The sequence below is a fragment of the Pseudomonadota bacterium genome (assembly GCA_013285445.1).
GTDB lineage: Bacteria > Pseudomonadota > Gammaproteobacteria > Xanthomonadales > Wenzhouxiangellaceae > Wenzhouxiangella.
On record CP053448.1, the window covers coordinates 951,192 to 973,659 of the forward strand.

General features: G+C 64.6%; 10 protein-coding genes. 8 read left to right on the forward strand and 2 right to left on the reverse strand.

Features of this window, described 5'->3' with window-relative positions:
* Positions 1–90: 90 nt before the first annotated feature.
* On the forward strand, positions 91–885 hold the full coding sequence (locus tag HND55_04435) for a sel1 repeat family protein (GenBank protein QKK01971.1): 795 nt from the start codon (positions 91–93) through the stop codon (positions 883–885).
* Between the two features lie 320 nt (positions 886–1,205).
* Here the strand turns inward: HND55_04435 and HND55_04440 are convergent, their stop codons facing one another.
* Positions 1,206–2,234, reverse strand: coding sequence for a low specificity L-threonine aldolase (locus HND55_04440; GenBank protein QKK01972.1), 1,029 nt, complete (start codon positions 2,232–2,234; stop codon positions 1,206–1,208).
* Between the two features lie 173 nt (positions 2,235–2,407).
* On the opposite strand from HND55_04440, the gene hrpA reads away from it, so the two are divergent.
* The 3 genes from hrpA (at position 2,408) to HND55_04455 (ending at position 11,987) form a co-directional block, all read left to right on the forward strand.
* Positions 2,408–6,256, forward strand: coding sequence for an ATP-dependent RNA helicase HrpA (gene hrpA, locus HND55_04445; protein ID QKK01973.1), 3,849 nt, complete (start codon positions 2,408–2,410; stop codon positions 6,254–6,256).
* A 178-nt stretch (positions 6,257–6,434) separates the two neighbouring features.
* Positions 6,435–9,761, forward strand: a complete 3,327-nt coding sequence (locus tag HND55_04450; protein ID QKK01974.1) for a hypothetical protein — start codon at positions 6,435–6,437, stop codon at positions 9,759–9,761.
* A gap of 48 nt (positions 9,762–9,809) precedes the next feature.
* Entirely contained in the window at positions 9,810–11,987 is a 2,178-nt protein-coding gene (locus HND55_04455) for a bifunctional (p)ppGpp synthetase/guanosine-3',5'-bis(diphosphate) 3'-pyrophosphohydrolase (GenBank protein QKK01975.1), read from the forward strand.
* 22 nt (positions 11,988–12,009) lie between these two features.
* Here HND55_04455 and HND55_04460 read toward each other — a convergent pair whose 3' ends face one another.
* A complete protein-coding gene (locus HND55_04460) occupies positions 12,010–16,596 on the reverse strand; it encodes a glycosyltransferase (GenBank protein QKK01976.1) in 4,587 nt (1,528 codons plus the stop codon).
* A gap of 477 nt (positions 16,597–17,073) precedes the next feature.
* Between HND55_04460 and HND55_04465 the strand changes: the two genes are divergently transcribed.
* Genes HND55_04465 through tsaB form a run of 4 tightly spaced genes read left to right on the forward strand, consistent with a single transcriptional unit; the run spans position 17,074 to position 22,446 of the window.
* Positions 17,074–19,320 (forward strand): penicillin-binding protein 1B, encoded by a 2,247-nt coding sequence (locus HND55_04465; protein QKK01977.1) that lies wholly within the window; start codon positions 17,074–17,076, stop codon positions 19,318–19,320.
* Positions 19,321–19,358: 38 nt separating this feature from the next.
* Positions 19,359–19,874: a tetratricopeptide repeat protein gene (locus tag HND55_04470; protein QKK01978.1), complete on the forward strand. Its 516-nt coding sequence runs from the start codon at positions 19,359–19,361 to the stop codon at positions 19,872–19,874.
* Positions 19,875–19,882: 8 nt separating this feature from the next.
* On the forward strand, positions 19,883–21,793 hold the full coding sequence (locus tag HND55_04475; GenBank protein QKK01979.1) for an ATP-dependent DNA helicase: 1,911 nt from the start codon (positions 19,883–19,885) through the stop codon (positions 21,791–21,793).
* On the forward strand, positions 21,790–22,446 hold the full coding sequence (tsaB, locus tag HND55_04480) for a tRNA (adenosine(37)-N6)-threonylcarbamoyltransferase complex dimerization subunit type 1 TsaB (GenBank protein ID QKK01980.1): 657 nt from the start codon (positions 21,790–21,792) through the stop codon (positions 22,444–22,446). Before HND55_04475 ends, tsaB begins: the two co-directional genes overlap by 4 nt.
* The last annotated feature ends 22 nt before the right edge of the window (positions 22,447–22,468 follow it).

Genomic DNA, 22,468 nt, shown 5'->3' on the forward strand with positions numbered 1-22,468 from the left:
CACTTCCGTTCCATAGAAGAAACAGGCGGTACCGGCGACAGTGGAGCCCCGCCACGTTCGGGAACCTGTCTTGAAACAAAGGAATTTGAAATGAGGAAAAAAGCGAACACAATCTGCGAAGAACGTTCGACCCGCCGTTACCTCCCGGGTCACGCTACCGTGCTCACCTTGATGGTCGTGCTGGTGTTGTCACTGCCGGGCGCGGTTGTCGGCATGGGTTATGCCGAACGCACGCCCGGTCACAAACACCTCTCAGCGGGGCTCGATGCGTATGCGGCCGGCCAGTACTTCAGCGCCATGGACAAGTTCAGGAGTGCCGCGCGCTGGGCCGATAAGCTGGCCCAGTTCAACCTCGGGGTGATGTACCTCAATGGTCAGGGTTCGGATCCGGAACCGGCGCGTGCTTGGGCGTGGTTCGAGCTCGCCGCAGAGCGCCGGTATCCGCGAATGGTAAAGGTTGCAGACCAGGTTTGGGCCAGTCTGGATGAGCCCGGTCGGGCCCAGGCGCGCCGCATCTACGACGATGAGCTCATGCCTCGATTCGGTGATGCGGTCGCGGTCCCCAGAACAGCCAGTTTCATGCGCCGGGCGCAGCGCAGCGCCACCGGGTCGCGGGTCGGCTTCCGGGGCAGCAACATGCGGGTCTTCGAGGTCGATCATGCGCGCTGGAATCGTACACTGCCGCAGGATTCAACAGCGATTATCATCAGCGGCAGACAATTCACTGGCGATGAGTACTACGATCCCGCGCACTTCGACATCTACAGTGTCATTGCCGCCGAATCCCGGTTGTTCGATGCAGAACACAGAGGGGACGTGCGGCTGGGCGAGTTCAGGCTGATCGACGACGAAGCATCCGATAGCGAGAAAGACGATAACCGTTGAGAATGGATCGGGCCGGACGTTTTGCCCGTATTATCCCTGAGCCCGCCATCCCCGGGATCTTGCCCGGGGATGGCGGTGTTCTGCCCGGCTTACGGGCTAGGGCGCGCGCTTCGGAAATACAGCCTGGTATTCCGCTCGGTCGGAAAATCCGCTGTGCGAACAATCCCCTGCGCAATCATCGCGGCGATTCATGAATAATGCGGGCTAGGGCGCGCGCTTCCATTGACCGATGCAATTGGGCAATCGGCGGACCCTTCAGTTGAGCCGTTTCAGCCGGTAATCGTCAGTGCCGATGGGAAGAGCCGATGTGATGGCCTGCCTTACCCGCTCTTGAGTGCCTCGAGAAAGCGCTCGATCTGTTCATGCGTGGTGGACCAGGAGCAGACCAGCCTGGCCAGGTCATCGTGGCCGGGCCAGATATGAAATTCGAAGCCTTCGGCCTTGAGCGCGGCCAGGATGTTCGGTCTGGCCTGCATGAAGACTTCGTTGGCCTCGACTGGCCAGAACAGCGAGGCGTTCGGGCAAGCCTCGATGCCTTCGGCCAGCGCGGTGGCACACCTGTTGGCGTGCCTGGCCAGTTCCAGCCAGAGATCGTCCTCGAGCATGGCCAGGAGCTGGGCAGACACATAGCGCATCTTGGACAGCAGATGGCCGGCCCGCTTGCGGCGCCGTTCCATGCCCTCAAGCCACTCGGGGTGGTCGAACACGACGATCGCCTCGGCGGTCAGCGCGCCATTCTTGGTGGCGCCGAAGGAGAGTACGTCAACGCCGGCCTTCCAGGTGGTTTCAGCCGGCCTGCACTCCAGCGAGGCGACGGCATTGGCGAAGCGTGCCCCGTCCATGTGCAGGTGCAGACCGCGCTCATGGGCGGCTCGGGCGATGGCGGCGACGGTCTCGGTCGGGTATACCGTGCCGCATTCGGTCGCCTGGGTGATCGACACGACCGACGGTTTGACGTTGTGCACGCCGTGCGTGCCGGCGCCGTCGGCGGCCCGGGCCACGACGTCGGCGTCGAGCCGACCGGCCTCACCGGGCAGGGGCATCAGTTTGGCGCCGGCCGAGTAAAACTCCGGGGCGCCATTCTCGTCATTGTGGATACGCGCCAGTTCATGGCAGAGGACCGCGCCCCAGGGCGGGCTGAGTTCGGCGATGGCCGCACAGTTGGCCGCGGTGCCGGTGGCGATCGGCAGAACGTGGCAGTCGGTCTCGAACAGCTCGGAGAACCGCCGGTTCAGCTCGCGGCTCCAGCGGTCTTCGGAATAGGCCGTGGCGAAGCCCTCGTTGGCGCGCGTGACTGCCTCGATCATGGCCGGATGGGCCGGGGCCTCGTTGTCGCTCTTGAAGTTCATCGCTTGGTCTCTTGGGGGGCGGGAGCTCGCCGCATAGCGTATCAAGGTGTGGGGATCGGTGGCGGGTGGGCGCATCGGTTGGCAGACGCGGGGAAAACGGTGGAGTTAAAGCCCGCCGTTTGCCGGCACCACCTGTTCGCACTCCCAATCTCGACGGGTGACAATACGCACCCATGAGCAAGATACCGACCTTTGATCCTGCCGAGGTCATGCAGCGCGATATCGTTGACCTGAAACGCCGGCACAAGCAGCTGGCGCGGTTTCGGGGTCCGGCCGACAAGCGCGCGATGTTGCTGGGCGACTATGAGCAGCGCCTGACCGCGTCGGTGGCGCGCTGCCGTGCGCGCGCCGAAAACCGGCCTGACACCGGTCAACCACCGAACCTGCCGATCTCGGCCCGCGCTGAGGCCATCGTGAAAGCGATCCGTGACCACCAGGTGGTCATCGTCGCCGGCGAGACCGGTTCGGGCAAGTCGACGCAATTGCCGAAGCTGTGCCTGGACGCCGGTCAGGGCATGCGAGGGCTGATCGGCTGCACCCAGCCCAGGCGCATAGCGGCGCGCTCGGTGGCCCGGCGCGTGGCCGAGGAGCTGGGCACGGAGCTGGGCCAGACGGTTGGCTTCCAGGTGCGCTTCAACGACCGGGTCTCGGCAGACAGCTACATCAAGTTTATGACCGACGGCATTCTGCTCGCCGAGATCCATCGTGACCGCCTGCTCGATGCCTACGACACCCTGATCATCGACGAGGCGCATGAACGCAGTCTCAACATCGATTTCCTGCTCGGCTACCTCAAGCGCCTGATCCAGCGCAGGCCGGACCTGAAGATCGTCATCACCTCCGCGACCATCGACACCGAGCGATTCGCCGGGCACTTCGACGACGCGCCGGTCATCAAGGTTGAGGGCCGCGGCTATCCGGTCGATGTCCGATACCAGACACCGAAAGAGGGCGAGGACCTGGCGCAGCAAGTGCACCGCGCCGTTGACACAGTCGGCCGCATCGACGCTCGGGGGGACATACTGGTGTTCCTTCCCGGTGAGCGCGAAATTTTCCAGGTCTCGCGCGCCCTCAAGCGCGCCAATCTGTCCCATACCGAAGTTTTGCCGCTTTACGCTCGCCTGCCGGCCGCCCAGCAAGACCGCATCTTCCGCACCGGCCAGGGGCGGCGCATCGTGCTGGCTACCAACGTCGCCGAAACCTCGCTGACAGTGCCCGGCATCCGGTTCGTGATTGACTCGGGCCTGGCGAGAATCTCGCGCTACGCGGCCCACTCGAAGGTGTTGCGGCTGCCGGTGGAGCCGATCTCGCAGGCCTCGTGCAACCAGCGCGCCGGGCGCTGCGGACGCGTCGCCCCGGGCACCTGTATCCGGCTGTTCGACGAGGCCGATTTTCTCTTGCGCCCGGAGTTTACCGAGCCGGAAATCCAGCGCGCCGGCCTGGTCGGCGTCGTGCTGGAAATGCTGTCGCTGGGCCTGGGCGACCCCGAGGACTTCCCCTTCATCGATGCGCCACCGAAGCGCCTGATCGCTGAGGCTCGCCAGAGCCTGTTCGAACTGGGTGCGGTCGACACCGGCCGAAAGCTCACCAAGCTGGGCCGCAGGCTTGCCCGCCTGCCGGTCGACGCCCGTCACGGACGCATGCTCGTCGAGGCGGCCGAGCGTGGCGCTCTGGCCGAAGTGCTGGTACTGGTCGCCGGCCTGGCGGTGGCCGACGTGCGCGACCGGCCGCTCGACCGGCAGCAGGCCGCCGACCAGGCCCACGCCGAGTTCACCGTGCCCGAGTCGGATTTCTCGACCTTGCTCAAGATCTGGCGCTGGTGGCAGGCGATGCGTACCGAGCACTCCCGCAGCCAGGCCGACAAACGAGCCCGGGCTCACTTTCTGGCGCCCCAGCGCCTGCACGAGTGGGGCCAGCTCCACGGCCAGCTCAGGCAGATCGCGCGCGACGAGCGCTGGCGGTCGGGAGATCTCGGCTCGGCCGAGGCCGACAAGGTACATCGCAGCCTGCTGGCCGGGCTGCTCGGCATGATCGGTCAGCACCAGGAAGCCGGCGAGTACCAGGGCGCGCGTGGTCAACAGTTCCGCATCTTCCCCGGCTCGGTGCTGGCAAGACGCAATCCGGGATGGATCATGGCCGCGGAGCTGGTCGAGACCGCGCGGCCCTATGCGCGCATGGTCGCGCCGGTCAAGCCCGAATGGCTGGAAGAGCAGGGCGCCCACTTGCTCAGGCGCCACGCTTTCGATCCGCACTGGGACCGGCGCTCGGGCCGGGTGATGGGCTACGAACAGGTCAGCCTGCACGGACTGGTCCTGGTCGAGAAGCGGCGTATTCACTACGGCCCCCGTGATCCCGAAAGCGCCCGCGCAATCTTCATTCGTCATGCGCTGGTGCGCGGCGAGATCGATTCCAAGGCGACGTTTCTCAAACGCAACGCCGCACTGAGGCAGGAGCTGGCCACGCATGAGCACAAGCGCCGCCGGCGCGACGTGCTGGCCGCCGAGCGCGAGCTTGAAGCCTTCTTCGACGAGCGCCTGCCGGCGGGCGTCTATACGACCAAAGCGTTCGCGCGCTGGTACGAGCGTCTTGACTCGGCCGAGCGCGAGCGCCTGCTTTATGATCGCGCCACGCTGCTCAGAGACGATGCGCCGCTGGCCGGGCATGACGCCTTTCCCGAGTATTTCGAGCTGGGCGGGGAACGTTTTCGGCTGCGCTATCACTTCGATCCGGCCAGCGAATGTGACGGCGTCACCCTGGACTGCCCACTTCATCTGCTCAACCGGCTTGATATCGACCGGATGCAATGGCTGGTGCCGGGCCTGCTCGAGGACAAGGTTACGGCCCTGATCGCCAGCCTGCCCAAGGCCAAGCGCCGTTCGCTGGTGCCGGCAGCCGAGTACGCTCGTGCCGCGCTGGAGTCGCTCGGCTCACCTGAAGGCAGCCTGCTCGAGCGCCTCGCCGCCGAACTGTCGCGCATGTCGGGCATGACCGTCGAATCCGGCGATTTCAAGCTCGACAAACTGCCGAAGCATCTGAGTTTCCGGGTACGGGTGCGCGGGGACGGGGGCAAAGTGCTTGGTGAGAGTCGCGATGCCAGGGACCTGGTCGATCGCTTCAGCGAGCAGGCTCGCCGTGAGTTCATGGAGCGCCAGGCCGGGCAATGGCAGCGCGACGCCCTGGGCCCGGAGCAGTTTCCGGAACTGCCCGAGACCATCAGGACTCGCGGGGGACACGAGGCCTGGCCGGCCCTGGTCGGGCAGGGTGAGCGCGCCGGCGTGCGTCTGTTCGATACCCTGAGCGAGGCGCAATTTGCCCATCGAGCGGGTTTGGCAGCTCTGCTGCGCATGGCCTTGCGTGATAAGTGGAAGTACCTGCACAAGCATCACGGACTGTCGCGCGAAGCACAGCTTGCCTGGGCCCGGGTCGAGGATGTCTTGGCCTTCGCCGGGGCATTGCGCGATCTGGTTCTGCGCGACCTGATGGGCGATGCCTGGGCGGTGCGGGATCACGAAGCCTTCAATCAGCGGGTTACCGCCGTTCGTCGGGAATTGCTGGGCCGCTATGCCGAAATCGCCAACACTGCAGACAGCAGTCTGCGGCAGTGGCACGAACTGTCGATCGGGTTGAACAGTCTCGAGCAGGCGGTGCCACGGGCTGTGGCCGATATGCGCGATCAGCTCGATGACCTGATGTATGCCGGTTTCGTTAACGATATCGAAGCCGAACGGCTGGTGCACTATCCGCGCTATCTGGCGGCCATGCGTCAGCGACTGAATGTCCTGGAGCACGATCCGGTCCGGGATCGTCAGCGCATGGAGGCGGTTGCGCCCTGGTGGCGACGCTACCTGGATTATCTTTCATCGGGCGGCTGGTATACCGACGCGCTGGATGACTATCGCTGGCTGGTCGAGGAGTACCGGGTGCAGACTTTCGCCCAGTCGCTCGGGACATCGGTCAAGGTTTCACGTCAGCGATTGGAAGCGGCCTGGCAGCAGGTTGTCAGGAGCGGCGGACGTGCGTGAATGTGACGGATTGCAAGAAATCGGGCGCATTTGGCGATAACGGCGCTTCAACCACTGAATTTTGTCGAAAACTAATGAACTTCTTAACAAGCCATTTGTTTAAACTACTGATTATTCGTGTGAAGTGCGATTTTTGACGCAGGTCATTCAATAGGTGAGAGTAATCTTGAAACCGCGATTGATGCATTTTTCTTATATCCTGGTGTTGCTGGCAACATGGCCGATGCTCGCCTTGGGCGATATGGGTTCACAGCGGCACCCCGATGCCGGGTACCTGTTCGATCAGCTGGGGCTGCAGCAGACCTCGTTCGGGCTGCTGATCGGCAGTGACTCGCCGCGCTTTCCCGTGACCTCGCCGGATGGCGTGGCCTATAACGTGGCCGACAACACGGTGGAGTTCAGCGTAGTCGGACCGGTGGTCTGTTTTGACGCCGGCAAGACCGGTAGCGTGCCGCGCCTGGAGGTGACCGATGTCAACGGACACCTGGTGATCGATTTCGAGTTCGAGGACTTTTTCGAGTATGCGCTGGTCAATGATGACCTGCTGGCCCCGACCAGTGCCGGTACGCACTGCTTTTTCCGGCAGGGACCGGATGAGACCTTCAAACTGCAGGGCAGCCTGGATCCGGGCGTTTTGTTCACCTCGAGATTCCAGAGCGATGATCCCAGCAACAATCTGTCGTTGACGATTACGCCGACGCCGGAGCAGGCGCGTATCGATGGAACGGCCAGCTACGAGATCCGGCTTTTCAACGAGGGCGACAGCGCGATCGACCCGCTGGCTTTTCAGGAGCTCTATCCGGCCAACCCAGAGTTTTTCGACGCGCAGCTGAACTTCATCAGCAGCATCCAGTGTACTGCCGGGCCTGATAGCTCCTGTGGCAATGGCCTGTCGCCGCCGCAGGGTTCCCCGCTGACGTTCATCCGGGTCGAGGATCTGCGGCTCGGTGCCGGTGAGGAGATCGTCATCGAGGTCGAGCGCGATGTATGGCAGGAATCGACTCGCGGCAGCACGATCGAGCTGCTCGGTGCCGCGGTGGCGCTCGACGGGGTTGGCCAGGTACCCCAGAATGCCGCGGCCCAGGCCGAGATTCTGGTGGTAGGTGACGGTTCCTGGATCAGTGTCGCAGATGGAACGCATGAGTCGGTGGTGACCGATGACACCGCCGACGGCCTCACCCTGCAGGTCGAAGCCTTCGACAGTGACAATGTTGGCGATGACCCAATCCCCCTGGTCGGGCTGGAGATCGAGGTCGCCTCGGTCTGCCGGATCGACCTGGAAATGGAGACCTGCGACCCAGTCAGCCCTTTTGACGTCGTGGTTTCGCCCGGGGTCGGCATGACCGGCCTGACCGGCGTTGCCGAGTTCCAGGTAGCCGCGACGGTTGCCGGCCAATACCGGATCGATTTCCAGGTCACCGACGATTCGCTCAACGATCCCGGACTCAACGCATCATTTGATCGTGGCGCCGACCAGACCGATGTGGTGGTTGAGTTCATGCCCGGCCTGCCGGACTACCTGCAGGCGGTTGCCTCTCCGCCTGCTTCCGTTCAGGCCGGCGAGGTTTTCGGCGCCGAGGTCATGGTGCGGGACGAGTTCGGCAACCAGACGGCCTGCGACCTGGCCACGCCGCCTGCATTGAGCATCGACCTGGTCGATGGCAATCCCGCCGGCGACATCATCGACCCGGTCAGCCAGAGCTATGACTGCGGGCTGATTACGCTGTCGGATGTGCGCGTCGACCAGGTCGGCTCCGGTTACGCGCTCAGGCTGCAGGCCAGCGGTCTCGATCCGGTCTGGACAGCCGACTTCGACGTCGTTCCCGGCCCGGCATCACCGCTGACCAGCCAGGTCACGGCATCACCCAATGACGGACTGATTGCGGGCAGCGAAAGCCCCAGCGCGCTGGAGATTCTGCTCAGGGATGAATTCGGCAACGACCTCGTCGCCGGCGAAGATCCGGTCGGATTCCAGCCGCTCGGTGCCGGCGAAGGCACGATCGGCACCGTGATTGACCAGGGCGATGGAACCTACAGTGCCACCTACACAACCGGCACGGTGGCCGGCCAGATTGCGATTGTGCCGCTGCTCGACGGCACGCCGTTTACCCAAACCACCTCGATTTCGGTCGAACCGGCATCAGCATCGGCAACGACCAGCACGGTCATCGCCACACCCGCTGAGCTGACCGCGGACGGCGAGTCGTCGAGCCAGCTTGACATCCAGCTCAGGGACGAATTCGGCAATGACCTGGACAGCGGCGGCGATAGCGCCCTGATCAGCTTTGTCACGCCGACCCAGGGCAGCATAGACAGCCAGATCGACGACAATGGTGACGGCAGCTACCAGACCACCTACTATGCCGGCACCGTAACCGGAGCGGTTGATATCGTTCCGCGACTTGATGGCGTGGACTTTGCCAATACCACCAGCATTACCCTGCTGCCGGGCAGCGCCTCGACGCAGACCAGTACGGTCACGGCCGAGCCGGATACCCTGACGGCCGACGGCAGCTCGACCAGCGCGCTTACCGTCGAGCTCAGGGATTTCTACAACAACCCGCTGATCAGCGGCGGCGATGCCGTCAGTTTTCAGTCGCTCGACACCGGCAAGGGGAGTATCGGCCCGGTGACGGACCTGGGTGACGGCAGCTACACCGCGATCTACACTGCCGGAACGATCGCCGACCCGGTCGAGATCGTGCCCTTGCTTGATGGTTCGGCCTTCGACAATACAGCCATTGTCACGCTCGAGCCCGGTGCCCCGGACGAGCTGCGCTTTGCCGACGGCGGGCAACCGAGCGATGTCGTCGCCAACGAGACCATGAATCCGCCGGTTGCCGTCGAGATCGTCGATGCCGAAGGCAACGTCGTGACCAGCAGCACCCTGACGGTCAGCCTCGAGCGACGTATCGACGGTGGCGGCACCTTCCAGGCCGCCCAGACCGCCGTTGCCGGAGTCGCGACGTTCGCTTCCCTCAGCGTTCCCGATTCGGGTCAGGGCTACGAGCTGCGGGCCTCGATCAGCTCGCCCAACCGCTTCGTCGACAGTGACCCGTTCGACGTCAGCGCCGCGGCATTCAGCTTCCATGATTTCGGTTCACTGACCAAGGACACCGAAAGCGCTGTGTCGGTGACGGTGGATGCGGAGGGCAACCTCGATCCCTCGACCTTGATCCGCTACGGGCTGGTTCTGACCGATGCCGCGGGCGGCCCCATAGTCGGCCAGTCGTTCACCCACTGCATGGATGGCCCGGGCTGCACGCAAACCGAGACGATCGGGCCGACCGATAGCAGCGGTTTTGCGTGGTTCGGCCCGTCGGCGGGTGTGACGGCCGGAGCGGTCGGCATCACCGATCCGGGGGGAACGACGTCGCATTTCCTCGTCACCCCGATTACGGGCGGCAGTCAGCGGCTGGAGTTGACGCTGTACGACTGGACCGACAACAATAACCCGGGATGGCTGGGCGCGGGCACGCACGAGTACAGCGTAGCGGTCCCCTGAGATTTGCCGCTGCCGGCCGGTCGACGCCCGGCAGTGGCCCGAGCCCTCATGGAACCCCGTTCGACCGGACGTCCCGGTAGCACACAAAGGCAGGTTGTCGAACGCTGGCTTGAGCGTTACTTCAAGGCGGTGCCGGCAGCCGGAAAGGACCAATCACTGGCCTTGCGGGCCGGCGAGCGGTTGTTCGAGCACACCGATGAACAGCAGCTGCAGCTGGTCGCCGGTTCGCTCAAGGCACTGGAATCCCTGTCGCCGGACACCGCCACGGTGCTTGCCACCCTGGTGCTGCCGCTGGCGCTCGATGACGAGGCCGAACTCGCGTCCCTGCGCGATGACCTGCCCGAAGAAGTCCTGCAGCTGCTCGGCCAGCTGCGCACGCTGACCCACTTCGGCCGCACCTATCTGCCCGATGACCACAGTCGCGCCGAGGGGCTGCGCCGGCTGTTGATGGCCCTGGTGGCCGATGTGCGGGTCGTGCTGGTCGCGCTGGCCTGGCAGATTGCCCGCCTGGGCGCTGCCGAAAGTGGTCCGGAAGACCTGCGCCGCGAGCTGGCGCGCGAAACACAGCTCATTCACGCGCCGCTGGCCAACCGGCTGGGCATCTGGCAGCTCAAGTGGCAGCTCGAGGATGTCTCCTTTCGCTATCTGGAGCCACAGACCTACCAGCGCATCGCTCGACTCGTGGCCGAGAAACGATCGGATCGCCAGGCCTTCATCCAGCGCTTCATGAATGATCTCGAGCAGATGCTCAGGCATTCGCACATCGATGCCGAGGTCAGCGGCCGCGCCAAACACATCTACTCCATCTGGCGCAAGATGCAGCGCAAGGGGCTGGACTTTCACGAGCTGTTTGATGTGCGCGCCGTACGCGTGCTGGTTGACACCGTCGAGCATTGCTACTCGGTGCTCGGGCTGGTGCACACGCGCTGGCAGCCGGTGCCCGGTGAATTCGACGACTACATCACCAACCCCAAGGCCAATTTGTACCGGTCGCTGCACACGGCAGTGCGTACCGACAGCGGGCGGGTTGTCGAAGTGCAGATCCGCACCCATGAAATGCACCGTCACGCCGAACTCGGAGTGGCCGCACACTGGCGATACAAGGAAGGTGGGCCGCGCGATGACGCGCTGGAAAACCGTATCGGCGTGATGCGCAGGCTGCTCGAGCGTTCGGACGGAGACGACAGCGACGACGATAGCCTGCTGGAAGAATTTCGGAATCTGACCACCGAGGACCGGATCTACGTGCTGACGCCGAAAGGCGAGGTGCGCGACCTGGCTGCGGGTGCCACCCCGCTGGATTTCGCGTACCTGATCCATACCGAGGTCGGCCATCGCTGTCGTGGGGCTCGGGTCAACGGCCGTATCGTGCCCTTGACCTATCAGCTCAACAACGGCGACCGGGTCGAAATCCTGACCGGCAAGCAACCCAATCCGTCACGTGACTGGCTGTTGCCGAGCCTGGGCTACGTGGGCACCGCACGCGCCCGGGCCAAGATCCGCCAGTGGTTCCGGCAGCAGGACCAGGGCGAAAACCAGGCGGCCGGGCGCCAGGCCGTCGAGGCCGAGTTCAGACGCCTCAGCCTGGATACCGGGATGATCGGTCATGTGCTCGACCGGTTCAACGCCAATCGCATCGAGGAGCTGTATGCCATGATCGGGGCGGGAGACCTGACTGCCACACAGGTCGCCCATGCCGTGGAGCGCTATTTTCGCCGCGATGACCGCGGCGAAGCCTCGATCGCCGTGCACAAGGCCGACGCCGAACCGTCGAGTGACCAAGACATCCGGATCGAGGGGCTCGGCAGCCTGATGCACCAGATGGCGCGTTGTTGCCAGCCCGTTCCCGGCGACGAGATTGCCGGCTACATTACGCGCACCCGGGGCGTGAGCATCCATCGACAGGACTGCCGCCAGTTCCTTGCCCTGAGGCGGCGGCACCCCGAGCGCGTACTCGGAGTGCACTGGGCGGATGCCGGCCGCAGCCGCTATCCATCAGCCATCCGCATCGACGCCTGGGATCGACGTGACCTGATCAAGGACCTGGGTACGCTTCTGGCCAGCGAAAAAGTGAACGTGACTGCCATGAACGCCAGCCACGACCCGACCAGCGACCGGGTGGCGATCGAGCTGACCGTTCAGGTCATGGACTTCGAGCAGTTGTCGAATCTAATGGCCAGGATGCAGCAGATTCCGAACGTCTTCGACGTGACCCGCATTCGATAGCGCGGGTGCTTCGGGTTCTTCATCAGGAATCCGCGGCGACGGTTTCGACCTCGCCGGCCAAGATATCGTGCAACGCGCGGCGCGCGGCCTGACGGGAAAAATAACGCCTGACGTTGTTTTGTCCGTTGGCTGAAAGCCTGTTCCACAGATTTTCGTCACTGTAGGCGCGGCGAATACAGGCGGCAAAAGCCCGGGTATCGTTGGCCACAAGCACATCGGTACCGTCTTTCAGAAACATGCCTTCGGCGGCACAGCTGGTCGCCACGACCGGCACGCCCCAGGCCATGGCCTGATTGACCTTGCCCTTGACCCCGGCGCCGTATCGCAGCGGCGCCACGGACAGTCGACATGATTTCAAGAACGGGGTCACGTCCTCGACAAAACCGTGAACCACGATACCGGGAGCGTGCAACTGGCGAATTCTCTCTGGCATGCGGCTGCCGATCAGGTGCAGCCGGATATCCGGGCTGTCTGTGCGCAATGCCGGCATGATTTCGTCAACCAGCCAGTCGGCGGCATCGATGTTGGGCGGGTGCTGGAATCCTCCGATAAAAAAGATGTCGCGACGCTCCCGCCAGGGCCGTACCTCTTCGACGACCTCGTGAATATTGGATAGAACGCGAACATCTGCGTCCGGGACAATTTCGGCCAACAGCTGCTGTTCCACCGGGCTGACGACCAGCGACAGGTCGGATTTCCTCATCAGCGCGACTTCGGCATCGCGTGTCTTGCGCGCAGCCCGCAGTGCACCCGGGTCGTTGACCAGCCTGGCTTTGCGCTCTTCCCGGAGAAAGTGAAGATCGACCGTGTCGAATACCAGCCTGGCTCCGGGGCAGAAGCGGCGGATGGTATCGATAAGCGGAGCCAGCACGTAATGTCGGCTGCAAAAGACAGTATCCAGACCGCTCCCGAAGGCGGCAAGCCATGGGTCGAGATCGCGGACCCAGGGATGGTAGAGCACCTGGATACCGCGCTTCTGCAGGTTGCGCGTGTAGCCTGGAATGCGAGCCATGTTCTCGGCGGCAAACGTGACCAGAAAGCCCATTTCCCGCAGCATTTCGAGGATGGCCAGCATGCGCACGGAACCGGAATCCTTGTCGGGCTCGGGCGTGGTGGCGTCGATCACGAGCACATGACCGCGGCAGTAGCGCTGACGCGCCTGCCGGACATGGTCCAGGGCGTCGGCATCAGCGGGTGGTGTCGGGTGTGCACTCAGCGTATCGCGCCAGCGCGACAGGAACTTGTCCCGATTGACCGCCTGGAACCGCTTCGTGCCGCTGCTCTCGTCGGTGCCCGAGCTGATGCCTTCGTGGTGCAGAATCCTGCAGGCCGGCTGGTAGATGACCTTCAGTCCCTGCGCGCGAACCCGAAAGCACAGATCGGTATCCTCGTAGTAGGCGGGCGCGAAGTGCTCATCGAACCCTTGAAGCTGCCTGAAAAGATCACGACGGATGGCCAGGCAGGCACCGGAGACGTAGTCGGTCTCGCAGGCGAAGTTGTATTCAGGATCGGCAGCATCGCGGTTGCGACCGTAGTTCCAGCCGGATCCGTCGGAAAAGATGAGGCCGCCGGCCTCCTGCAGGGTGCCGTCGGCATTGACCAGTCGTGCGCCCACCACGCCAGCTTCGGGGAATAGCGACCAGGACTCCAGCAGCGCGTTCAGCCAGCCCGAGGAGACCAGGGTATCGTTGTTGAGGAACACAAGAACCGGTGCCCTCGCGGCCTCGGCTCCGGCATTGCAGCTTCGAATGAAGCCCTGATTGTCCGGGTTGCGCAGCACCCGGATGCCGCTGCACTGGTCGAGAAAGGCGGCAGTCTCATCGCTGGAGCAGTCATCGACCACGATCAGTTCGCAGATGCCCGGCGCGGTATGCTCGACGATCGATTGCAGGCACTCGAACGTGTACTGCACTTTGTTGAAAACCGGGATGATGACGCTGGCCTGGGGATTGTCGGCGGTCGGTATGCTGATTGGACTGATTGCGGCCGCGGTGCCGGGTGTGGTGAACGGAACATCGTCCGGCTCATGGGACGGGGCTTCGCGAACGTGTTGCATGAGGTTGACGGTTTCCCGGAAACCGTACAGCCGCAGGAAATGTGTTGCCTTGCCGAGCAGGCGCGGCCAGCGCAGCGGGCTATAGGCGCGAGCAGTGCCGGCATTGGTCAGAACACGCCGAAATGCCCGCAGCCAGCGGGTGTAACGCCACGAGTGGCTCTGGTAGACCAGCGTCAGTTCCGCGGCCAGACGGTCCCGGTCTGCCGTGACTTGCTCAAAGTCGGTGTGGAGGGACTGAAGCCGGGTCTGGAGCGACTGGATTTCGGCATTTCGTTCAGCCAGTTGTCTTGCGAAAGCGGCATACTGCTCTTCCAGTCGCGCCACTTCGGCATTGAGTGATTCAATCCGCAGGTCTCGCTGCTCGATTTCCTGGCGCAGCTGCTCGTTTAGGTGCTGGTACTGCTCCAGGTCGGTCTGCAGCTTGCCATGCCGATTGCGGAGTTCGTCCAGTTCCGCATCAAGTTTCCTGGCCCACTCGGTGCGCTCCGCGGCCAGGCGTTCCTGGCTGCGCGCCCATTTTGTTCTCTCGACCAGTTCTGTCTGGATCTCCTCGAGCCGGGTACGGGCCCGATCGAATTCGGCCTGCAGCGATTGTGCCCAGCGCGTTCTGTCGTCTTTGAGCCGCTCCAGCTTCAATGCCCAGGTGGTGCGCCGGTGCAGATCCTGCTCGAGCGCTTCCAGTCGATCCTGCAGTCGGTCGATGGTAATGGCCTTGTTCGCGTCGGCCTGCAGCGCGGCGCGAAAATCGGCTAGACCAAACTCGCTGGAGCGGATATATCTGGGCACGCTGTTGTCGGCCGGCACGATTTCACTGTAGCGCGCACTGGATTCGGCGACGCTGGGCTCGCCAGGGCGGTGCGGCGACAATTCGGCAAGCAACATCGGGTTCTTTCCCAGGCGGGCGAGCATTGCCAGCAGCGCCTCGCCGTCCGGTTCGAACAGCAGGCCGTCGACCCCGTGCTCGATGCGCTCGGCAAAGCTGCCGATGCGAGTGGCGATTGGCACGAGGCCCAGGGCACGGCATTCGCTTAGCGTATAGCTCCAGGTTTCGGGCACGGTCGACAACAGCAGCGCCGCATCCGGCTGAAGTTGATCAAGAAGCTCCGGCAAACGAGCCTGATCGAAGTCCATAATGATGTCGATCCGGGGCTTGCCGAAAAACGCCATGCCACCAGAGCCGGCACCGAGCAGCGTGATCGAGACCTCTTCCGGTAAGCGATCGACCACCTGACACAGAAGATCGGCACCCTTGCCGGCGGCGATCCGGCCGGGTACCAGCAGCTTTAGCGGAGCGCTGGGGCGGCGCCGGCGGCGCTTGGCGGTGTCCGGGTACGGGCTGGTGAATCCATGGGGAACCACATGGATGGCCGTCAGATCGTGCCCGTGGAATAGTGACTGCCAGCGTTGCCTGACCGAACGGCTTGGCGCAATCAACTGCACATCATGACGGCGGTATGCGGCACGCCACTGCTCGCGCAGCGCCTGCCAGTGCGCTGTAGCTGTGTGGCTGAAGCGAAACCGCCCACCCTCATCGCTGATTGCGCGTCGTAGTTGCAATCGCCCCTGTCGATCCAGGTAGTCGAGCGGATCACGATTGAAGATCGGCCAGACCGGATAGTGATCGTGCAGAATCTGGCCGGTTGGCAAGCCGGTCCTGAGCGAGTCAACGGAATGGCCGATTAGCGAAGAGACCAGCACTCGGCCGACCGAGTACCTTCGGATCAGCCAGTCCAGCATCTGTCGGTATTCCGGGTTGCTCCCGGCCGTGTCGGCGATCGACTCGCATAGATGGAAACATCGAATCAAGCCACGGTCTACACCGGCCGCATACAGCTTGTAGCCCTCTCCGAACCGATGTTCATCCCGGCTGCCAACCGAGGCCAGTACGAGGTGGTGGCAGTGCGTGTCGTGGCGGATCTGATCGGCAATCCAGCGCTTGATGCCTCCGCCCCAGGAGTGCGTGATATGCAGGCTGACCGGTTTGCTGTCCTGCGAAATGGACGGCAGCCGGTCTATGCCTTCCTCGATCAGCCGGCGAACCCGGCTGACCGTATGACCGACCGCCAGGTTTTCCGGCGGGTCAGCGCTCAGCGATTGGTCGGGGTCGAGGATGAAGAAGTCATCGGCCAGAAAACAGTCCTTTTCGCGCAGGCTGTTGCCAGCCGCAGCGCTGCTGGCGCGCACGTAGGCGATATCGAGCGGGGGCTCGGACAGCCGTGTCAGCGATCGGTCGGCAGCGGCCGCTACGAGGCTGTCGATGTCGATCTGTTTCAGGCTGCCCGCATACCATGCAACCGGATTGATACGTGGGTCGTGATTGCCGGGGAATACCGTGACCGGGGGGCACTGCGAATCGCCGGCCAGCAACGCAAGACGCTGCCCGAAGCGATTCGGAAGCGCCAGTTTGCTGCGGATGATCAGCAGCCCGTGAGCAGTTCCGGAAGCGCCGATGCGAGCGACCAGCGCACTCAGGTCGGCCAGTGATGGCTGGCGCAGGCGGTGCCGATCAATCCCGCTCAGCTCGCGGGCATCGATCAGGCGCGATTTTGGCAATTGCGCCTGGAGCCCCGCTTGCCAGTTTCGATCCAGTGAGCCCGAACGATCAGGCAGGCAGCAGACGGCGGGCGCAAAGCTCTCGTTAACATCGGGTGCGCATGGTGACGCCGGTACGTCAGTGTCACGTGTCATGACGCTACCGGCCATCCGCCTGCTGCTCGTCCTCGCCGCTGTGTGCCGGCATACCGTCGCCGTGCAGCGTCACTCAGTGGCGCCCTGGCCACAGCAGGACGGGGCCGCGCAGGTCCGGCATTCGGTAACTTGCTGTCCACGATGTATCCGGTCTGTGTTAGCGTTTTGAATTGTGAGATCATCAAGCGGCACCCTGCCGCCTGGCCGGCCTGTTCGACCGGCTGACCGGGTATTATCTCAGATCTATGGCTGATATAGAAAAGCCCTTGGCCAACTGGGCGGGCCGGGACTGCGCGGGCTCTTCGGCGCCCACAGATCGGGCGGTGCGGGACTGAGGCGGCGATGTCTGGACTGCGCAATGGTCTGAGTGCCTTGCGGCGGGTTGTGGTTGGAGCTCTGGCCCTGCTCGCGGGCGTGATCTGCGGTTTCGTCGGTGGCTGGTCGCTGTATTTGGCACATGCGGCGGTCGAGCGCTTCGAGGCCCGTTCGCCAGCGCAGGCCGGGCAGGTGTTTGCGCGCCCGCTGGAGCTGTATGAAGGGCGTCCGATTGCCATAAACGACCTGATGATCGAGCTCGAGGCGGCCGGCCTGCGCACCGGCACACCCGATGTCCCGGGGCGATTTCAAAGGCGTGATGCAAGCTTCGAGATCCACTTGCCTGGATTTGATTTCCCTGATCAGCATCAGCCGCAATCACGCGTCAGGCTGACGCTGTCCGGTGACCGGGTCGCCCACATGGACAGTTCTGCCGGAAGCCTGGTTCGGCTTCCGCCGGCTGAGCTTGATCGATTGCTGCCCCTGGACAATCGGGATCGTCTGCCGCTGCCGCTGAGTGAGTTTCCGCCACTGCTGGTGACCGGTGCCCAGGCCGTCGAGGACCGCCGCTTCAAGCACCATCATGGTCTGGATACACGCGCCATCGCGCGCGCGGCATGGGTCAACCTGCGCAGCGGTCAGGTCGTGCAGGGCGGCAGTACGATCACCCAGCAGCTGGCTCGCAATCTGTTTCTTGACCACCGCCGCTCATGGTGGCGCAAGTTCAACGAGGCCGTCATCGCCTTGAGCCTCGAGCTGCGCTACGACAAGGCGGCGATCCTCGAGGCCTGGCTCAACGAGGTCTATCTGGGCCAGGACGGCAAGCGGGCGATCCACGGCTTCGGTCGGGCTGCGAAGCACTACTTTGATCGCCCCGTCGAGGCGCTGGACGTTGCGCAGATTGCGTTGCTGGTCGGCATGGTGCGGGGTGCGTCCTGGTACCATCCCCTGCGCAACCCGGAGCGGGCGCGCCAACGCCGGGACCAGGTGCTGGACCAGTTCTTGCAAACCGGGTTGATTGATCAGGGCACCCACACCCGGGCGCGAGCCAGTGGCCTCAATCTGGCACCATCGCGCGGCGGCCAGCGCAAGGCGACGGCATGGCTTGACCTGGTTCGGCGCCAGCTGCTGCGCGACTATCGCGAGCAGGATCTGCGCAGCGCCGGTTTGCGCATCTTCACCACGCTTGCACCGTCTTTGCAGGCGCGAGCCGAGGCGGCGCTGGAGGAGGGGCTGGCTGCGATCGAACGCGTTCCGGCGACACTGCAGGGCGCGGTTGTCGTGGTCGAGCCGGCCAGTGGCGATGTGCTGGCGCTGGTTGGCGACCGGGTTCCGGGCCGTTCGGCGTTCAATCGCGCGATCGATGCCCGCCGCTCCGTTGGGTCCGTGATCAAGCCCCTGATTTACCTTCTGGCCCTGTCCCAGCCGGATCGGTTCACGCTGGTGACGCCGCTGCAAGACCGTGCGCTGGGGGTGCCGCTTGCAGACGGCAGCCGCTGGCAACCGGTCAATCACGACGGCCTCAGCCACGGCACGGTGCCGCTGATGGAGGCGCTGGCCCAGTCCTACAACCAGGCCACGGTCCGGCTTGGTCTGGACATCGGTATCGGGCCGCTGTATGCGCTCATGCAGCAGTCGGGTGTAGCGATTGATCACGCCCCGCATCCTGCTGCGCTGCTTGGTGCAGTCAGTCTGTCGCCACTGCAGGTTGCCCAGCTTTATCAGCCGCTGGCTGCCGACGGTTTCACCACCCCGCTCAACGCGGTCGCCCGGGTGGTCGATCAAGCAGATCGAACCATTGCCCGCTATCGACCGCGGCTGAAGCCGGTGCAAGACCGATCTGCCCTGGCCCTCGTCGATTATGCGCTGCGCTACACGGTCACCGACGGCACGGCGCGGCGCATGCCGGCGTTGCTGGCTTATGATCCGGGTGTGCGCGGCAAGACCGGCACCACGAACGACCGCCGGGATGCCTGGTTCGTCGGCTATACTCCGGATGCGCTGGGTGTCGTCTGGGTCGGGCGTGACGACCACGCGCCGGCGGGTGTCAGCGGCGCGGCGGCAGCGTTGCCGATCTGGGCACGGCTGTTTGATGGCTGGCCGATGGTGCCGGTGCGACGCGGCTGGCCGGATGATGTGGAATGGTACTGGGTCGACTGGCCGCGTCCGGAACTGTCGCGTGAAGGTTGCCCGGGCGCCTTGGCGCTGCCGTTCATTGCCGGCAGCCAGCCGACCGTGTCGTCCGACTGTCGCTCAACGCGGCGCCCGCGCTGAACCACTCGGTCCAGCGACGATTGCCGGAAGAGGAGTCAATGATGAGCAGGATCTCGATCGCTGTCCGGATCGCCGCTGCCGCCGTCTTGCTGGCTGCTGCGGCAGCCTGTGGCTGGCGACCGGTCACGCCCGACGTCGAATCAGAAGTGCTCGCTGCCCGTGCGCCGCCTGGTGGCGAGGAAGCTCGGGGGCTGCAAGTCTACCCATTGCGCAATCCGGCAGTGACCGAGCTGCGCGAGGCGGCGCGGGCGGCCGAGCAGCAGGATGATCATCAGCGCGCCAATGAGCTGCTCGAGCGAGCGTTACGCATTGCCCCGCGCGATCCGGAGCTGTTGCAGCACCTGGCCGAGATCAGCCTGGCCCGCGGCCAATTCGATCAGGCCGAGTATTACGCGACCCGTTCCTACGAGCTGGGGCCGCGTGTCGGCGTCCTGTGCCGGCGCAACTGGCAGACGCTGGCGCTCGCGCGTGAGCGGCAGGGGCGGTCCCGGGCCGCCGAGCAGGCCAGTGCAAGCGGGCGGGGGTGCGATGTGCTGCCGCCGGAGCGCTTTTGAGCGCGGCAATGCGCGACGAGCTGACGAGTGTCTTCGGGAGCGACGGGCCGCTGGCGGCGACGCTGCCACATTTTCGTCCACGTGGCGGACAGCTGGCGCTGGCCCGGGCAATCGATCAATGCCTGGACGACGGCAGCGACCTGGTCGCCGAAGCCGCAACCGGCACCGGCAAGACCCTGGCCTATCTGGTACCGGTGTTGCTGCGTGGCGTGCGAACCATTGTATCGACCGGGACGCTCAACCTGCAGGATCAGCTGTACCGGCGTGACCTGCCCCTAACGCTTCGTGCGCTGGGCCTCGAGCGCAGGATTGCCCTGCTCAAGGGTCGTTCCAATTACCTGTGCCCGCAGCGGCTTGAGCGGCACCTCAACGCGTCGGATCAGGTCGATCAGGACCTGGTCGAACCGCTGCGTCAGGTCGCTCGCTGGGCGCGTCAAACCACCAGCGGTGAGATTGGCGAACTCGGCGACATCCCTGCGGGTTCTTCAGTCTGGCCGCTGGTGACCTCGACCCAGGACAACTGCCTTGGCGGTGAGTGTCCGCACCTGGCCGACTGCCCCTTGGTCAAGGCACGGCGACGCGCGCAGGACGCCGACCTGGTGGTAGTCAATCACCATCTGCTGTTTGCCGACCTGGCTCTGAAGCGCAGCGGGTTCGGCGAGGTGTTGCCGGGGGCTGATGCGGTGATTGTCGACGAGGCTCACCAGGTGCCCGACACCGCGCTGCGCTTTTTCTCGCGCGGGGTCAGCGCCTGGCAGCTGCGCGAACTACTGCGCGACACGCTTGCCGCCTGCGGTCAGGTCGCCGGTGCGCTGCACTCGCTGCGTGCGCCGGTTGCATCCGCCCGCGGCGCCCTGGAACAGTCCATGAGCGCGTGCAGTACGCTGCCGGCCCGCGGCGAGTTCGGTCTGTTGGGGGCGTGCCTCGGTGAATTCCGGCATCTGATGCAGGCGTTCGGGGCGCTGCATGCGGCCCTGGATCCGATCGCCGAGCAAAGCCGCGACCTGGCCAGCTGCGCGCAGCGCGCGGAGATCCTGCATGGCGAGCTGGCGGCCTTCCTGGCCGGTCAGGAAGGCCACGTGCGCTGGTTCAGCGCCCGCCGAGGACGATTCCAGCTCAATCTGACCCCGCTTGACGTGGCGGGCCCGCTGGCCCAGCTGCGCGGGCGGACCGATGCGCCGTGGATCATGACCTCGGCAACCCTGGCCGTGGGTCAGCGCTTTGAGCATTTCACGCGACGCCTGGGCCTGGGGTCGGCGCGTGAGCTGGTCGTGGACAGTCCCTTCGATTATGCAACCCAGACCCGGCTCTGGATTCCCTCGGGACTGCCCGACCCTCGTCAGGTCGAGCATACCGAGGCCCTGATGGAGCGAATCCTGCCCGTATTGCGCGCCAGTGAGGGTCGGGCCTTTCTGCTGTTCACCGCGCACCGCGCCCTGCGACAAGCCGCGACCTGGCTGCGTGCTCATGGCAGTTTTCACCTGCTGGTCCAGGAGGAGGCGCCGCGTCATGTGCTGCTGGAGCGTTTCTGCCATACACCCAACAGCCTGTTGCTGGGCGCAGCCAGTTTCTGGGAGGGTGTCGATGTTCCCGGACGCGCGCTGAGCGTGGTCGTGATCGACAAGCTGCCGTTTGCCGCGCCCGATGATCCAGTCCTCGAAGCGATGCTCGCGGCGGTGCGGGAGTCGGGGGAGAATCCCTTTACGACCGTACAGCTGCCGCAGGCGGTCCTGGCGCTCAAGCAGGGCGCGGGCCGACTGATCCGCCAGGCCGAGGATTTTGGCGTGCTCATCCTGGGCGATCCTCGCCTGGTTACGCGAGGCTATGGGCGACTGTTCCTGGCCAGTCTGCCCGCGCTGACTCCGGTCGATAGCGCCCAGGCGGCAGCCGATTTTCTGCGCGAGCGACTGGCCGCATGATTACCCTGGCGCTTGATTCGGCCACCGACTTTTGCTCGGCCGCACTGCAGGTTGACAGGCAGACGCGAGTGCGGGAAGGGGCAGTGCCCCGTCGCCATGCCGCCGTCGTGGTGCCCTGGATTCGCGAGTTGCTCGCCCAGGCCGGCATCGGCTTTTCTGCCCTCGACGCTCTGGCGGTAACGCGCGGTCCCGGTGGCTTTACCAGCCTGCGTATCGGGCTGGGCGTGATGCAGGGCATCGCGCTGGCCCACGATCTGCCGATTCACCCGGTATCCACGCTGGCTGCTCTGGCCGAAGCGGCTGACCCTCACCGTCGCGCTCGCCGGTTGCTGGCCGTGCTCGATGCACGCATGGGCGAGGTCTATGCCGGCTGGTACAGGACCGATGGGCGAACTCGGCGGCTGATCGGCCGCGAAGCGGTGATTTCACCGCGCGCGCTGTCGCCGCCCGATGAAGGTCCCTGGCTGGTCGTCGGTTCGGGTCTGAAGGTCGGGCCGACAGCGATTTCTGACGCGCTTGGCGTCGGGCTGGGGGCGGTGCGACCCGAATCCCATCCACACGCACGTGCGCTGCTGGCGCTCGCCGGGGAGGTCGAGGCGGTTGATGCCGGGCATCTGCAGCCGGTGTACCTGCGTGACCGGGTAACCGGCTGAGCTGACCTCGGCCCTGTTGGGG

Coding starts and splice junctions, on each gene's coding strand:
- HND55_04435 (QKK01971.1), top strand. CDS start 91: ATGAGGAAAAAAGCGAACACAATCTGCGAAGAACGTTCGACCCGCCGT.
- HND55_04440 (QKK01972.1), bottom strand. CDS start 2,234: ATGAACTTCAAGAGCGACAACGAGGCCCCGGCCCATCCGGCCATGATC.
- hrpA (QKK01973.1), top strand. CDS start 2,408: ATGAGCAAGATACCGACCTTTGATCCTGCCGAGGTCATGCAGCGCGAT.
- HND55_04455 (QKK01975.1), top strand. CDS start 9,810: ATGGAACCCCGTTCGACCGGACGTCCCGGTAGCACACAAAGGCAGGTT.
- HND55_04465 (QKK01977.1), top strand. CDS start 17,074: ATGTCTGGACTGCGCAATGGTCTGAGTGCCTTGCGGCGGGTTGTGGTT.
- HND55_04470 (QKK01978.1), top strand. CDS start 19,359: ATGATGAGCAGGATCTCGATCGCTGTCCGGATCGCCGCTGCCGCCGTC.
- HND55_04475 (QKK01979.1), top strand. CDS start 19,883: ATGCGCGACGAGCTGACGAGTGTCTTCGGGAGCGACGGGCCGCTGGCG.
- tsaB (QKK01980.1), top strand. CDS start 21,790: ATGATTACCCTGGCGCTTGATTCGGCCACCGACTTTTGCTCGGCCGCA.